This window comes from Peribacillus sp. NPDC058075 (assembly GCF_042885195.1).
GTDB lineage: Bacteria > Bacillota > Bacilli > Bacillales > DSM-1321 > Peribacillus.
The window spans coordinates 138,295-152,596 of sequence record NZ_JBHVSL010000001.1; the positions used below are offsets into that span (position 1 = coordinate 138,295).

Annotated in this window: 14 protein-coding genes, 1 pseudogene and 2 riboswitches; of the genes and pseudogenes, 10 read left to right on the top strand and 5 right to left on the bottom strand. The window is 39.4% G+C overall.

Going from position 1 to position 14,302, the window contains the following annotated elements; genetic code table 11:
• Nucleotides 1-212 precede the first annotated feature (212 nt).
• A pseudogene (locus ACFVS1_RS00710) lies at nucleotides 213-299 on the top strand (YjcZ family sporulation protein); the annotation flags it as partial.
• A 73-nt stretch (nucleotides 300-372) separates the two neighbouring features.
• Here ACFVS1_RS00710 and ACFVS1_RS00715 read toward each other — a convergent pair.
• The 4 genes from ACFVS1_RS00715 to galU all read right to left on the bottom strand — a co-directional run bounded on the left by ACFVS1_RS00715 (nucleotide 373) and on the right by galU (nucleotide 3,472).
• On the bottom strand, nucleotides 373-546 hold the full coding sequence (locus ACFVS1_RS00715; RefSeq protein ID WP_170971702.1) for a hypothetical protein: 174 nt from the start codon (nucleotides 544-546) through the stop codon (nucleotides 373-375).
• A 78-nt stretch (nucleotides 547-624) separates the two neighbouring features.
• Entirely contained in the window at nucleotides 625-2,019 is a 1,395-nt protein-coding gene (locus tag ACFVS1_RS00720; RefSeq protein WP_387544679.1) for a cytochrome P450, read from the bottom strand.
• Nucleotides 2,020-2,215: 196 nt separating this feature from the next.
• Complete coding sequence (locus ACFVS1_RS00725) at nucleotides 2,216-2,356, bottom strand: bacitracin ABC transporter ATP-binding protein (RefSeq protein ID WP_352925791.1); 141 nt, start codon at nucleotides 2,354-2,356, stop codon at nucleotides 2,216-2,218.
• A gap of 255 nt (nucleotides 2,357-2,611) precedes the next feature.
• Nucleotides 2,612-3,472 (bottom strand): UTP--glucose-1-phosphate uridylyltransferase GalU, encoded by an 861-nt coding sequence (gene galU / locus ACFVS1_RS00730; RefSeq protein WP_387544680.1) that lies wholly within the window; start codon nucleotides 3,470-3,472, stop codon nucleotides 2,612-2,614.
• Nucleotides 3,473-3,643: 171 nt separating this feature from the next.
• On the opposite strand from galU, the gene ACFVS1_RS00735 reads away from it, so the two are divergent.
• From ACFVS1_RS00735 to ACFVS1_RS00760, 6 genes are all read left to right on the top strand, one after another.
• Nucleotides 3,644-5,314 (top strand): DUF6044 family protein, encoded by a 1,671-nt coding sequence (locus ACFVS1_RS00735; RefSeq protein WP_387544681.1) that lies wholly within the window; start codon nucleotides 3,644-3,646, stop codon nucleotides 5,312-5,314.
• 14 nt (nucleotides 5,315-5,328) lie between these two features.
• Nucleotides 5,329-6,351, top strand: a complete 1,023-nt coding sequence (locus tag ACFVS1_RS00740; RefSeq protein WP_387544683.1) for a glycosyltransferase family 2 protein — start codon at nucleotides 5,329-5,331, stop codon at nucleotides 6,349-6,351.
• Entirely contained in the window at nucleotides 6,311-6,766 is a 456-nt protein-coding gene (locus tag ACFVS1_RS00745) for a GtrA family protein (protein WP_387544684.1), read from the top strand. The genes ACFVS1_RS00740 and ACFVS1_RS00745 overlap by 41 nt, the downstream gene beginning before the upstream one ends.
• A 357-nt stretch (nucleotides 6,767-7,123) precedes the next feature.
• A riboswitch (cyclic di-AMP (ydaO/yuaA leader) is annotated at nucleotides 7,124-7,267 on the top strand.
• 139 nt (nucleotides 7,268-7,406) lie between these two features.
• Entirely contained in the window at nucleotides 7,407-9,233 is a 1,827-nt protein-coding gene (locus ACFVS1_RS00750) for an APC family permease (RefSeq protein WP_387544686.1), read from the top strand.
• 376 nt (nucleotides 9,234-9,609) lie between these two features.
• Entirely contained in the window at nucleotides 9,610-10,464 is an 855-nt protein-coding gene (locus ACFVS1_RS00755; RefSeq protein WP_352925799.1) for a RhaT/GlcU family sugar-proton symporter, read from the top strand.
• Nucleotides 10,465-10,479: 15 nt separating this feature from the next.
• Nucleotides 10,480-11,265, top strand: coding sequence for a glucose 1-dehydrogenase (locus ACFVS1_RS00760; protein ID WP_387544687.1), 786 nt, complete (start codon nucleotides 10,480-10,482; stop codon nucleotides 11,263-11,265).
• A gap of 65 nt (nucleotides 11,266-11,330) precedes the next feature.
• Here the strand turns inward: ACFVS1_RS00760 and ACFVS1_RS00765 are convergent, their stop codons facing one another.
• Nucleotides 11,331-11,876: an NADPH-dependent FMN reductase gene (locus ACFVS1_RS00765; RefSeq protein WP_352925802.1), complete on the bottom strand. Its 546-nt coding sequence runs from the start codon at nucleotides 11,874-11,876 to the stop codon at nucleotides 11,331-11,333.
• A 377-nt stretch (nucleotides 11,877-12,253) separates the two neighbouring features.
• On the opposite strand from ACFVS1_RS00765, the gene ACFVS1_RS00770 reads away from it, so the two are divergent.
• From ACFVS1_RS00770 to ACFVS1_RS00780, 3 genes are all read left to right on the top strand, one after another.
• On the top strand, nucleotides 12,254-12,724 hold the full coding sequence (locus ACFVS1_RS00770; protein ID WP_387544688.1) for a GNAT family N-acetyltransferase: 471 nt from the start codon (nucleotides 12,254-12,256) through the stop codon (nucleotides 12,722-12,724).
• Between the two features lie 117 nt (nucleotides 12,725-12,841).
• A riboswitch (SAM riboswitch) is annotated at nucleotides 12,842-12,953 on the top strand.
• A 70-nt stretch (nucleotides 12,954-13,023) separates the two neighbouring features.
• Nucleotides 13,024-13,209 carry a hypothetical protein gene (locus ACFVS1_RS00775; RefSeq protein WP_387544690.1) on the top strand — a complete coding sequence of 62 codons (186 nt, stop codon included), beginning with the start codon at nucleotides 13,024-13,026 and terminating at the stop codon, nucleotides 13,207-13,209.
• Between the two features lie 64 nt (nucleotides 13,210-13,273).
• The gene (locus tag ACFVS1_RS00780) at nucleotides 13,274-14,290 is read left to right on the top strand and encodes a methionine ABC transporter ATP-binding protein (RefSeq protein WP_387544691.1); all 1,017 of its coding nucleotides are present in this window, start codon (nucleotides 13,274-13,276) and stop codon (nucleotides 14,288-14,290) included.
• Nucleotides 14,291-14,302: the final 12 nt, after the last annotated feature.

A 14,302-nucleotide genomic window follows, 5' to 3' on the forward strand; every position in this document is an offset into this window, starting at 1 on the left:
ATTATCTGAAAGTATTTGGATTTTATGAAATGAATCATAGGAAAAATGAACAAATCGGCGCAAGGCTCTCTATTGAATGAAATACATATTGAAAAGAGAGAAAAATAATTCTGTATAATCGTAATATTTCTGAGATTTTGTTTGGTAGAGAATAAGATGATGTAATCAGTTCAAGTCCTTCCATAAAAATGAATAAGGAGTGATGGCGGTTTGGATTTGGCGGAGGTTTCGCCTTTATAATCGTTCTGTTTATCCTTTTAGTAATTGCTGGAGCCAGCACTAGCGGAACATACTGCTGAATAACAAAAAACCGACCATTCAAGGTCGGTTTTTCTTTTAATATAAGGTACGAAACGGGAGAAGCTAACGGGACTATCCGTTTTCATATAAAAAGGGGAGAGGGGGCGGCTGTAGGTATTCGGTTTCTTGTATCGGTTCAATTTCGCTTAGAAATTCCAAATAACCGGTATATACCTGTGAGGCCATCCCTAAATAGTGCAATTCAGTGTGGATGATTCCCTTCCGTGGTGAATGGAGCATATACATTTTTTCATCCCTCCTTTCTAAAAGAATAGGCCAGTCAGTCTTAGGCGTTAATCGAACCATGAGTTCGTTGTTTTTACTTCAAAAATTGGATGTGCCAGATCCGAAGGCTTCTGCATCTCTTTCTTCTATCACCATGCGCAGTCCATTCTTGGGTCTGAGTGTAAGGGATGGAAGAGGGGTTACTTCATGATGGTCAGGAGCAAGCTTTATCCTATACCGCTTTGTAATGCAGGCCAGGACAAGCACTGCTTCCATCATGGCAAAATGATTGCCGATACAAACCCGAGGTCCTCCGCCAAATGGAAAGTAAGCGAACGCAGGCAGGCTTTTCAAAAAGTTATTTTCAAATCGCTCTGGAATAAATGATTCAGGTTGATCAAAATACTCTGGATTATGCTGCATCACGTAAGAACTTATTAGAATCATATCGCCTTTTTTGAAGCGATATCCTCCTATTACGACATCCTCCGCCACATCACGGGATAAAATATACGATGGCGGATAAACGCGAAGTGTTTCATGAATGATATTTTGAGTGTATGGTAATTTCATGAAATCTTCAGCCTTGGGTGTCCGGTGACCGATAATGCTATTCACTTCACTGAAAAGCTTGGATTGAATTTCTTGGTGTTTCGAAATTTCATACAGTGCCCAGGAAAGAGCATTTGCTGTCGTTTCATGACCGGCAAGAAAAATAGTCATTAATTCATCACGGACCTGAAGGCTTGTCATACCCAATCCGTCTTTGTCATCACGGGCGTCCATCAGGATCCCAAGCATGTCTTCATGTTTTACTATGTCGTTCTTCCGTTTTTCAATTATGGCGTAAATCACTTTATCAAGCCTTTGTATCGCCTTTTTATATTTACGGTTGATTTTAGTCGGTACCCATAATGGCATACGAAAAATCTTTCTCATCCTTTTGACTGTTATTCTTAATGCGGTTTCCAGCGGTTTTCCAACAATTTCATACCCACCTTTGAATTCCATGCTGAACATGGTCTTGCTGACTATCCCGAGAGTGATGTTCATCATATCCTTCGTTATGATCCGTTCATCTTCATGTTGCCAAGTTGATATATAATCCATTGTGGTATCGATCATATCCTTGGCGTATTGGCTAATATGAGTCATTTTGAAAGAGGGTTGGATAAGCCTTCTCTGTCGCATATGATAGTCTTTTTCGCTTGTAAGTAGACCTTCACCGACAAGCGGTTTTAAAACATTGAAGTCCTTGGATTTGACGAAGGATTTTTGTTTTGTTACGAGTATTTGTTTTATTAAATCAGGATTTGAAATGTGATAAACATTATGGAATGGTCCAAAACGGAATTTAGCGACTTCCCCATATTCCTTGGCCAGGCGGGTCAGAAAGCCAATGGGATCAGTTTGAAACTCCTTTGTATGTCCGGAAATCAGCCTTCCTTTTGGAACCTTTGGAGGAGTGCGGTAGACATCATCAGCGTGGCTCAATGTAGTTTTTCCCCTTTCTATAAAATAATTACATGTAATCATTCTATGAGGATAAGCTAAATTGGTTTGGACAAGTCGTTAAAGAAAGGGCGGATAATTCTATGAAGAAAAAAAGCTACTTAAGTTAGCCATAAAAAACCTCTGGCTGAATAGAGCCAGAGGTTTTCATGAAAGCTTAGATTTAATGATGTGGGATTTAACTTCTTTCTTCATCGTCTCCATGTTGGAAACGATCAGTTTTTTCATTAATGGGACCGCCAAATTCTGCATTGATTTCCTTAACCACTTGATCTAAGAATTCATCTGATATTATCGGATTATTAGTTTTTTTATGCATGTACAATCCTTTCTGGATATCGTTGTTTGGATCATTTATTAAGATACGTTATCAACATAACCTCACTTTTAATAAATTATTCTTTCTTTGTCCAACATTTTCACTTGCATTTACATTTCACGGAAGCATTTATAGAAGACAGGTATATTTAGCTTAGAGATTATGGTACGTCGAAATCTTACCATTAAAGGGTTGAATCCAATGTGAAAATAGCCCAATCACCTCTAGGCAATTGAGCTTGGGTTATATACTTGATTAAGGGAACAGCTGCCTTAAATAGGTTATTAGCTGATCACGAAGTTCAGGTCGTTTCATGGCGAAATCTATTGAAGCTTGAAGGAAGCCGAATTTATCGCCGACGTCATATCGATTTCCTTCGATGATATACGAGTATAATGGTTCCTTTTCTAACAAAAGGTCTAAAGCCTCGGTAAGCTGGATCTCCCCCTTCCGATCGGGCTGTACGGTTTCAAGGATTTCAAAAATCTCAGGTGATAAAATATATCGGCCAATAATCGCCTGTGTTGAAGGTGCATCCTCCACTTTTGGCTTTTCCACTAGGTTTCTTACCAGAAATAAATCCTCATATCGTTCTTGGAAATTTACGATCCCATACTTGGAGACATCGGCAGGTGACACTTCCTTACATCCGATAATGCTCGCTTGAACCTTGTTATACCGTTCTATTAACTGCTTCAAAGCTGGAACCTGGCTATCCACGATATCATCCCCTAACAGGACGGCAAAAGGTTCGTCTCCGATAAAAGTTTTGGCACACAAAACTGCATGCCCCAGACCTAATGGTTCCTTTTGTCTTACATAGTGGATATCCACCATGTTGGAAATGTTCTCCACGATCTTAAGTAGCTCATTTTGACCTTTCATTTGCAGGAGCATTTCTAGTTCAATGGATTTATCGAAATGATCTTCAATGGCACGTTTGTTTTTACCCGTAACGATGATAATATCTGTAATCCCTGATTGAACCGCTTCCTCGATAATATATTGAATGGTTGGCTTATCGACTATCGGCAGCATTTCCTTTGGTTGAGCTTTCGTAGCAGGTAAAAATCGTGTTCCTAAACCGGCTGCTGGAATCACCGCTTTCTTTATCATAGCCCAGCCCCTTTTTAAGGTTCTTTTATATGCTTTTTGTTCTACCCTTCATTTTATGTGGCAATTGGTTGACCTATATCAAAAAAGGTGAAAATAAATCCCTGAAAAAGAATAGATTTACCTTTGAAGCAAATATTATGGATATATGAATTGAGTCAAGAGGTGTATATTTTGCCAATTGAAAAACAAGAGAGAACACAAATCCTTTTTGCCTTAATCGTCATTGTTTTATATCTTTCTCCTTTATTCATCCTTGGAGAAAATGCTCATATTCGCGTACATGATAATTTGGATTCCAACCTTGCCTGGTATAAAGTCCTTTCAGAAAGCGGTGAGTTATTCGGTTCGATAGACGCCAAAATTCCCCAGATCATGAATGGGCTGCCCCGAAATGCCTTTGGCAGTGAGTTCAGTATTATCGTGTGGCTTTATGCACTTTTTCCGACAATGGTTGCATATGCAATAAGCCAGGCATTAACAAGATTCATTGCATTCTTGGGTATGTATATCTTATTAAAGAAACATTTGGTTACAGGAAGTCAATCAGGTTGGATCAGGGTTGGAACATCCTTGGCCTTTGCCCTTACCCCATTTTGGCCATCGGGCATGCTCAGTACACTTGGGATGCCGCTGGCACTTTGGGCTTTTTTGAATATTCGCAGCAAGGACCATTCGTGGAAGAATTATTTGGTCCTTACACTTTTACCGCTTTATTCAAGCATTGTGCTTGGTTTTTTCTTTTTCCTAGTTGCAATGGGCTTTCATTGGTTAACGGATGTGATCCGGAGAAAAGGGTGGAATATACCATTCCTTCTTTCGATCGTGTATATGACCTTCATTTTTGGTTTGGTGGAGTATCGTTTGGTGTCTTCCTTCATTTTTGATTCGGAGCCAAACAGCAGAGATGAATATTTTCACGCCAGGCTGCCGCTCGATCGGGTCATCAAGCTTACTTTCAAAAATTTCGTTCTTGGGCATACGCATGTCATGACTGTACATGCGCTTATCATTCTGCCGATTACCGTCTTTGCCCTTTATATCATTCTGACCAAAAAACTGTGGAGACAGGAAAAGGTATATGTATTTTTATTCGGCTTGAATTTTATACTCTCAGCATGGTACGCATTTTGGTTTTATAAAGGCTGGCTTCCTTTAACGGAAAGGTTTCACACTTTGGATACCTTTAATTTTGCCAGATTTCACTTTTTAAGGCCGATGGTGATTTACTTGGGCTTTGCCCTCGCGATAAAAATCATTTGGGAACAAAGCGATTATGCTAAGAAAACCCTTTCTATTTTCATCGCCGTTCAAATTTTGATCTTAATAGGCTTCAATGAAGAAATCACTTACAATAAAAAACCTTCCTTTAAAGAGTTCTATTCAGAAAGCCTTTTTCAGGAAATAAAAGATCATATTGACCTTCCACAGGAAGAGTATCGTGTTGCTAGCATTGGACTGCATCCTGCAATCGCACAATTTAATGGATTTTACACCCTCGATAGCTATAACAATTTCTATCCGCTTTCTTACAAACATCAATTTCGTCAAATAATTGAAAACGAATTGGCTAAGAATAAAAACATCAGAATCTACTTTGATGAATGGGGAGGACGTTGTTACCTATATACCGATGAGCTTGGGAAGCATTATATGTTCAAGAAAGGCTCAAAGAAAGAGCTGGAAAATTTGGACCTTAATATGGATGCGTTTAAAGGATTAGGCGGGAAGTATATATTTTCTGCCATCCCAATCAACAACGCGAAGGAAAACGGATTGGTAATAGATAGGGTTTTCACAAAGAAAGGCAGCATATGGAAAATATATGTATACAGAGTCATATGAAAGGGGGGAATAGAATGAATTCACCGATATTGACGATTGTTGTACCTTGTTATAACGAAGAAAGCGTTTTGCAGGATACCATTTCACAGCTTTGTGGATTGATGAAGGGATTAGTCGAAGAAAACGTTGTTTCTGGTCAGAGTAAAATTCTGCTTGTTGATGATGGAAGCAAAGATCAAACCTGGAAGATCATTTATAAGGAAACGATCCATAATGAATTGGTTCGCGGGCTAAAGCTTTCCAGGAATGCAGGACATCAAAATGCACTTCTGGCAGGATTGTTTACAGCCAAGGAAGCCTCGGATTGTGTGATTTCCATTGATGCAGATTTACAGGATGATATTCAAGTCATCCCTGAATTCATTCGGAAATTCAATGAAGGATGTGAAATCGTATATGGTGTCCGCCAGAAAAGGGACCTTGATTCATTTTTTAAACGGACATCTGCAACTGGTTTTTATAAATTGATGAACAAAATGGGGGTTAACCTTGTCTATAATCATGCCGATTTCCGGCTAATGAGCAAAAGGGCGATCGCGGAGCTGGAACGATTTGATGAAACCAATCTTTTTTTACGGGGGATTGTCCCGCTCATTGGATTTAAGACGGACTCTGTTTATTATGACCGAAAAGAAAGATTGGCCGGGGAAACGAAATATCCATTTAAGAAGATGGTTGCTTTTGCGCTTGATGGCATTACTTCCTTTTCAGTTACACCGATCCGGATTGTCTTATGGCTAGGATGTCTTTCCTTTTTCATTAGCTTACTTTTTGGGTCTTACTTTTTATGGTTAAAGTTTTATGGACAGACTGAAACTGGTTGGACCTCATTAATCACCTCCATTTGGTTGATTGGCGGACTGCAGCTGATTGCTGTCGGCTTGATTGGGGAATATATCGGTAAAATCTATAATGAATCCAAACGCCGGCCTAAATATATTGTTGATCTTGATCTATTTAATCCGCTCGATTTAAAAAAACGGGAGCAACTGGACAATGAACGGAACAGTATTGAAAAACTATCTAAAACACACTAACTCCTTCATCCGCTTTTTATTGGTTGGAATAGTCAATACAGCGGTTGGACTTTCCATCATGCTTTTTCTTATGAATGTCCTTGAATTATCTTACTGGGTCTCCACCTTTTTCGGCAATGGTACGGGTGCTATAACGAGTTTTCTTTTGAACAGGACTTTTACCTTTAAAAGCGATATAGAATGGGGGCGAGGAGTTGCCCGTTTCTTTTGCGTCATCCTGATTTGTTATTCCGCAGCGTATTCTATAGGCCAAGCTATTGCAGAATCTCTGGAAGGATCCGTTCATTTATCCATACAACAAAATTTGGCTGTTCTCATAGGAACAATCTTTTATACCTTGCTTAACTATATTGGCCAGAAATATTTTGTCTTTAAAAAAGGCAATTTGAGACCAATTCAAGAAGGAAGGAACTAATTAGGTGAATCAGTGGAAGAGTGCCCCTATCGGAAGGATAGTAAGGCGGAACTTGATATTTAATAAGTTTCCCCTTTTTATGACGATCCGAGCTGGGGCAGATCTGGTTAATTTCTTTCATCGCCTTCGCCTTCTCCATGAGGCTGATTTTTTTACCTTTTCGGATGTTCAGACTCCTGCATTATTTCTTTATTAGACGTTTACTTACCTCCTTTCCGACCTTCGAATCATGTCATTGCAGGACTTATGTTATATACGTCAAAAACAAAACCTCACGAACAAAGAATTTTTCTATTTTTGAGCAAAATTTTCATTTACTTTTCCATTTCACGGGAGTATGATAATCAACAGTTTCATATTTCTAAATCGCTTAAACCTTATGGTGCGGGGGACCCGTTATTGGGGTTGTTTACAATCCAAGGGGTGAATCCTTTAAAAGGTAGGGCTACTCTTAGGTCCGAATCCGACAGCTAACCTCGTAAGCGTTATATGAGAAGGAAGGTGGAGCTTGTTAGACAAAAAAATTGATGTCTACAGGTCTATTTAGCTATGACTTGTAGGCATTTTTGTGTTTCGTTTCGTTTTTTTGCTGCAGCTGGGCAACATAAACTTATAAATTAACTATGGTGGTGAATGCTTGATGTTATCTTCTATAAAGAGGTTCTTGATTGGGAGACCTTTAAAATCCAATGCACTTGGTGAACAAAAGCTTAACAAAACAAAGGCTTTGGCGATATTATCTTCTGATGCTTTGTCTTCGGTTGCATATGGACCGGAGCAAATATTGATTGTCCTGATCACGGTCGGTGCTGCAGCATTTTGGTATTCCATCCCTATCGCGATCGGAGTATTGATCCTGTTAGCGGCATTGATTTTGTCCTATAGACAAATCATTTTCGCTTATCCGCATGGCGGGGGGGCCTATGTGGTTTCAAAAAACAATTTAGGAGTCAATCCAGGGTTGATAGCTGGAGGATCCTTATTGGTGGATTATATATTAACGGTAGCTGTAAGTGTTTCTGCAGGTACGGATGCCATCACGTCCGCTTTTCCCGGCCTGCATTCATATAATGTCGTCATAGCCATCATTTTCGTCATTCTACTTACAATCCTGAATCTTCGGGGGGTTACGGAGTCGGCCTCTGTTTTGGCTTATCCCGTGTACCTATTCGTTTTAGCTTTGTTCATCTTGATTGGTGTTGGAATTTACAAGATTTTGACGGGGGGAGTTTCACCGGAATTGCACACGTCACTCGGGACTCCGGTAGCGGGCATCAGTTTATTCATCCTGCTAAGAGCATTTGCATCAGGAAGCTCCGCATTGACAGGCGTAGAAGCAATTTCCAATGCAATCCCGAACTTTAAAGATCCAGCCCCGAATAATGCTGCGAAAACGTTAATAGCGATGGGTTCATTGCTAGCTGTATTATTTTCGGGAATCGTATTCTTAGCCTATTATTTAAGCATCGTTCCAAGCGCAGAGGTAACGGTCGTCTCCCAGATCGCTGAAGAAATCTTTGGACGGAATTTCATGTATTTCTTCATTCAAGGTACGACTGCATTGATCTTGATACTTGCGGCCAATACTGGCTATTCGGCTTTCCCTCTGCTTGCAGTAAATCTGGCGAAGGATAAATTCATACCAAGGGCGTTTACGATCAGAGGGGACCGATTAGGGTATTCCAATGGAATCATCATACTGGGACTTGCATCCATCATCTTGATAGTCGCATTTGAAGGACATACAGAAAATCTCATTCCGCTTTATGCGGTAGGGGTATTCATTCCATTTACGTTGTCCCAGACTGGCATGATTGTTAAATGGGTCCGCGAAAAGCCAAAAGGCTGGATGATGAAATTAACCATTAATTCAATTGGTGCCATAATTAGCTTTACCGTCACGATGATATTCTTTTTAACCAAATTTACACAGGTTTGGCCTGTTTTGATTTTTTTACCTATCATCATTTTAATTTTTCATCGAATTAAAAAGCATTATGAAGCAGTTGGTGACCAACTAAGGATTACAACATGTGAGCCGATCTTACCGATTGAAGGAAATATCATTATTGTACCTGTGGCAGGTATAACCCATGTGGTTGAGAACTCTTTAAATTATGCAAAATCTCTATCTGCACAACAGGTCATTGCCGTTTATGTCGCTTTTGAAAGAGAAGACGAAAAAAAATTCGAAGAAAAGTGGGAAAAATGGCAGCCAGATGTCAGACTCGTTACACTGAATTCTTATTACAGAAGTATCATTCAGCCACTAACTAAATTTGTGGACACTGTTGAACATAAGGCTAGTGAATCCAATTATAAAGTTACGGTGGTCATTCCCCAATTCATTCCGAAGAAGGGCTGGCACAATATACTTCATAACCAATCAAGTTTACTGATCCGCGCTTACTTACTTTATAAAAGAAATGTGGTTGTTACGACAGTGCCATATCATTTGAAGAAATAAGTTCCATATCTAAAACTGTAGATAAACCTGCATAAGGTTTGTCTACAGTTTCTTTGCTTCTACAAATTTGGACGTAGTTTTCACTTCAGGCACTCGCTTTCTTTTTATTTTAGATCGAACTTCTTTTGTCTGCAAACTGAGCAAACCTACATAAGGTTTGCTTTTTTTATGACCTAGACAGCAGTACTGCTGTATTTACTCCAACTAACGCTCCCGATATGAATCAGCATCGGAAGCCCTTTTTATGTTGAACACTATGTTTGCAAAAAACACTTCATAAAATTACCAAGGGTCATTTCAAATAATGCGAACATATTAAAAAGAAGACATAAGGAATTTTAGCTTAGTTTTGAACTTACATATATGGGGGTTGAAAATGGATATTTTATTAGCTCTCTTGCCGGCAATATTTTGGGGAAGCATCGTTTTATTTAATGTGAAACTAGGGGGTGGGCCATATAGTCAAACACTAGGTACAACGATTGGCGCCTTGATTTTTTCAATAGGTGTTTATATTTTTGCCGATATTAAGTTGTCACTGCTGGTGTTTGGAGTCGGAGTTGTTTCTGGGTTGTTTTGGGCCGTTGGACAAGCTAATCAGCTTAAGAGCATTGATTTAATGGGAGTATCCAAAACAATGCCGATATCCACTGGAATGCAGCTCATTTCAACGACTTTATTCGGGGTCATTGTTTTTAAAGAATGGTCTACAATGAAAGCAATCATTTTAGGCGTCTTGGCATTAGTCTTCATTATTATAGGAATTGTCTTGACCTCCTTGGAGGATAAAGAATCAAAAGAGGGCAAATCGGGAAACTTGAAGAAAGGAATTGTTATTCTGCTTATCTCGACATTCGGTTATTTGGTTTATGTGGTCGTGGCCCGTCTTTTTGATGTTGATGGGTGGTCAGCGTTGTTCCCTCAAGCGATAGGGATGGTGATTGGCGGTCTGTTATTGACTTTTAAACATAAACCGTTTAACAAATATACGATTCGCAATATCATTCCAGGATTGATATGGGCTGCAGGGAACATGTTTTTATTCATATCCCAGCCTCGTGTGGGAGTAGCCACTAGTTTTTCCCTTTCGCAAATGGGCATTGTCATCTCAACTCTTGGCGGGATCATCATTTTACGTGAAAAGAAAACGAAGCGCCAACTAATTGGAATCATAATCGGAATTATTTTGATCATCATTGCTGGGATTATGCTCGGAATGGCAAAAAGTTAATTGGAGGGTGATTATATGTATACAGATTTAGAAGGTAAGGTCGTTGTTATAACCGGTTCATCCACTGGTTTAGGAAAAGCGATGGCCATTCGCTTTGCTAGGGAAAAGTCAAAGGTCGTGGTTAATTATCGCACTAAATCAGAGGAAGCGGAAAGTGTAATGGAGGAAATCAAAACAAATGGCGGGGAAGCTATTGCCGTAAAAGGCGATGTCACCGTTGAAGAAGATATGATTAACCTTGTTCAATCAGCGATAAAGAATTTCGGGAAACTTGATATATTCATCAATAATGCAGGAATTGAAAATCCTGTACCGTCTCACGAGATGCCGTTAAGCGACTGGAATCGGGTAATCAATACCAACTTAACGGGGAATTTCTTAGGCTGCCGTGAAGCTATCAAGTATTTTGTCGAGAACGACATTAAAGGGAATGTTATAAATATGTCCAGTGTACATGAGATGATACCCTGGCCTTTATTCGTTCACTATGCGGCAAGCAAGGGCGGGGTGAAGCTGCTTACGGAAACCCTGGCTCTTGAATATGCACCAAAAGGGATCCGTGTGAACAGCATTGGACCTGGAGCCATCGCCACACCAATAAATGCAGACAAGCTTGAAGATCCCGAAAAGAAGAAGGATCTTGAAAGCATGATTCCGATGGGGTATATCGGAAAGCCTGAAGAGGTTGCTGCGGTTGCTGCATGGCTGGCATCTTCAGAATCCAGTTATGTAACGGGCATCACTCTATTCGCTGACGGAGGAATGACAAAATACCCCGCATTCCAAGCTGGAAGAGGATGAATGATGTTTAATGATAAAAGAATCCCAGCAGGATTAAACCTGCTGGGATTCTTTTTTTAAAAGCATTAACGAGTATGATGATTATACCAGCTAATGAAATTATCGACGACCGTATCGATAAACTGGACAGTCGACTCATGTGTAAGTCTGCCTTCGTTATCGATTTTGTCATGCACTGCACCAACATATACTTCATTCCCGGGAAGGAGTGGGGAGGCGATGCCTATTGCGAATAAGATTTCACGCAAATGCAATTGAGCTTTAACCGTTCCTAATTGCCCCATTGACGCACCCATGATCCATGATGGTTTGCCGTTCAAGACTTTATCGACACGTGATAACCAATCGATTGCATTGCCCAATACTCCTGGAATCGTACCGTTGTATTCAGGTGTGACCCACAAGACTGCATCTGCTTCGGCCACTTTGCTTTTAAATTCCTTTACAACTGATGGAGGGTCATTTTCAATATCTTGATCATAAAAAGGTAAATCCCGAATGTTCAAGATCTCGAGATCGAACCGATCTTGATATTTGGATTGAATATATTTGGCAAGCTTAAGGTTGTAAGACTCTTTACGGATACTTCCTACTATTGCAACAATTTTCATCTTCCATACCTCCAATGATTTTTATAAATGTAAATGTGTTCCACTTATCCATTATAATTGGAATATAAATGAAAGGGAAAAAGGATGCTTGGGATTGAGTTAGAGCTGAATAAACAAATTCCTCACTTAAAGTTATTCTGCAAAGTTAGAATCGATAAATTTGTTTGTTCCAACCCAATCCCCATTACTAGACCTCTCCAAACAATATTGCATTTTTAATATTAGGGCCATTCATAAAGGGATACAGGCAAAGTTCTTTTCAGAAAAAATGAAATAACAAGCTTGTAAAAGTAAATAATGAAATATCATAAAAAGTGTAAGTAAAATAAGTTTGTTTGCTTGAAAACTATTTCACTAAAATGATAGGGGTGGTGAAGTTGATCTTTCGAACCATTGATACGGACAAAGATAAAGATACGATCATTAAATTCCGGAAAGATTCCTTTGTTGTAAGTTTTGGAACTGAAGCTGGTTTCGGAGATGAAAATGCCTATTTGAAACGAATGGAAGAAATGGTCCGCAAATTTCCGGATGGACAAGTGATCATTGAAAAGGACCAAGAACCGATTGGTCAAATGGAACTTCAAATTCGGGAGTATGAAGGAAACGAGATTGGCTATGTGAATCTATTTTATCTTATTCCCGAATACCGCAGTAAAGGCCTTGGCAAGGAATTGGTTCGCTACGCAGAAGACTTTTTCAGGCAATTTAATGTATCCGAATATCATTTAAGGGTTTCTCCGGATAATCAAAGGGCGATTTCTTTATATACGAATTCAGGCATGGTGAAGATAAGGGAAGAAAATGAAAAATACCTTGTATGGAGAATGAGTAAATCATTATATTAATATAATTAAAAAGTATCGATTCGCTATACTATGAAACTATTTATAGCGATGGGAAATATGGTTGACTTTAGAGAAAATAGAATATATAGTGAAGGACATAATTAAATAAAACGTTAATTCTTATCAAGAGATGTGGAGGGACTTGGCCCTATGATACCTCGGCAGCGGGTTTTTACTTTTGTAAAAATACTGTGCTAATTCCAACGGACGAAAGTTTGAAAGATAAGAAGGAGCTTTTCTTAGATAATTAATTTAAGAGTTTACTCTTTTTTATGTCTAAAAGAGGCCTCTTCTGTCTGATGACGGAAGAGGCCTCTTTTGTTTATTCAAAATGTATATGGTTATTTGGAGCATTGGTGCAATTACTCGTAAGTTTGGCAGATTTACTCGTGAGTTTCACGTATTTACTCGTGAATTTGGCAGATTTACTCGTGAGTTTCACACATTTACTCGTGAATTCCAAAAATTTAACCCTATCATTATGAAACTTGGCAAAGCTCTTCTCTGGATAATGAATTCGTACAAATAAACAGCATGGGGGGAGATTGGATGATTGAGTTTCAACATGTCAAAAAGGTTTATCAAACAAAGAAACAGACTGTCGAGGCTTTGAAGGGCATCAATTTGACAGTGGAAAAGGGGGATATATTCGGTGTAGTCGGTTATAGCGGGGCCGGGAAGAGTACGTTGATCAGGTTGGTCAATTTGCTTGAAGATCCTTCAGGTGGTTCAGTGATTGTTGGGGGCAAGGATTTAACCAAATTGAACCCGAAGGAATTGCGGGCAGAAAAGAAAAAAATCGGGATGATCTTTCAGCATTTCAATTTGCTGAACTCAAAGACCGTTTTTGATAATATCGCCATGCCGTTGATTTTATCGGGAATCCCCGGTAAAGAAATCAAAAAGCGGGTGGGCGAGCTATTGGAGTTCGTTGGATTATCGAGCAAAGCAAAGAGTTATCCGGAACAATTATCCGGCGGTCAAAAGCAGCGGATCGGCATTGCGAGAGCATTGGCTACCAATCCATCGATCTTATTGTGTGATGAAGCTACCTCGGCATTGGATCCACAAACAACGAGTGCCGTTCTGCAGCTCTTAAAGAAAATCAATAAAGAATACAATATTACCATTCTGCTAATCACTCATGAGATGTCTGTCATTAGGGAAATTTGCAATAAGGTAGCAGTCATGGAAGGCGGATGCGTCGTTGAACAAGGTTCGGTTTTCGAAGTTTTTGCGAAGCCGCAAACGGATATTGCAAAAAACTTCGTGAGAACAGTCATACATGACGAAATCCCACAAAGTTTCCTAAAAAGCATAGGGTCTCATATCCCGATTATTTGGAAAATTAATTTTATTGGGACTACTTCGGGTACTCCTTTACTTTCAACGATCTCGAAGAAATATGATGTTCATTTAAGTGTTTTATCAGCCAATATTTCTGAAATTCAGGAAACGCCTTTCGGGAATTTGATCATCGAAGTGACCGGGAACAAAAATGAGGTGGACAAAGCTTATCAATATATTAAAGATGAGGGGATTCTCGTCCAGGAGGTGCAGATTTAATGGGTAATACGC

Bases quoted from the DNA above. Each gene is read 5' to 3' on its own strand.
- ACFVS1_RS00755 (WP_352925799.1), top strand. From the start codon at position 9,610: ATGGATATTTTATTAGCTCTCTTGCCGGCAATATTTTGGGGAAGCATC.
- ACFVS1_RS00725 (WP_352925791.1), bottom strand. From the start codon at position 2,356: ATGCATAAAAAAACTAATAATCCGATAATATCAGATGAATTCTTAGAT.
- ACFVS1_RS00745 (WP_387544684.1), top strand. From the start codon at position 6,311: ATGAACGGAACAGTATTGAAAAACTATCTAAAACACACTAACTCCTTC.
- ACFVS1_RS00780 (WP_387544691.1), top strand. From the start codon at position 13,274: ATGATTGAGTTTCAACATGTCAAAAAGGTTTATCAAACAAAGAAACAG.
- ACFVS1_RS00775 (WP_387544690.1), top strand. From the start codon at position 13,024: ATGACGGAAGAGGCCTCTTTTGTTTATTCAAAATGTATATGGTTATTT.
- ACFVS1_RS00760 (WP_387544687.1), top strand. From the start codon at position 10,480: ATGTATACAGATTTAGAAGGTAAGGTCGTTGTTATAACCGGTTCATCC.
- ACFVS1_RS00750 (WP_387544686.1), top strand. From the start codon at position 7,407: ATGTTATCTTCTATAAAGAGGTTCTTGATTGGGAGACCTTTAAAATCC.
- ACFVS1_RS00765 (WP_352925802.1), bottom strand. From the start codon at position 11,876: ATGAAAATTGTTGCAATAGTAGGAAGTATCCGTAAAGAGTCTTACAAC.
- galU (WP_387544680.1), bottom strand. From the start codon at position 3,472: ATGATAAAGAAAGCGGTGATTCCAGCAGCCGGTTTAGGAACACGATTT.
- ACFVS1_RS00740 (WP_387544683.1), top strand. From the start codon at position 5,329: ATGAATTCACCGATATTGACGATTGTTGTACCTTGTTATAACGAAGAA.
- ACFVS1_RS00715 (WP_170971702.1), bottom strand. From the start codon at position 546: ATGTATATGCTCCATTCACCACGGAAGGGAATCATCCACACTGAATTG.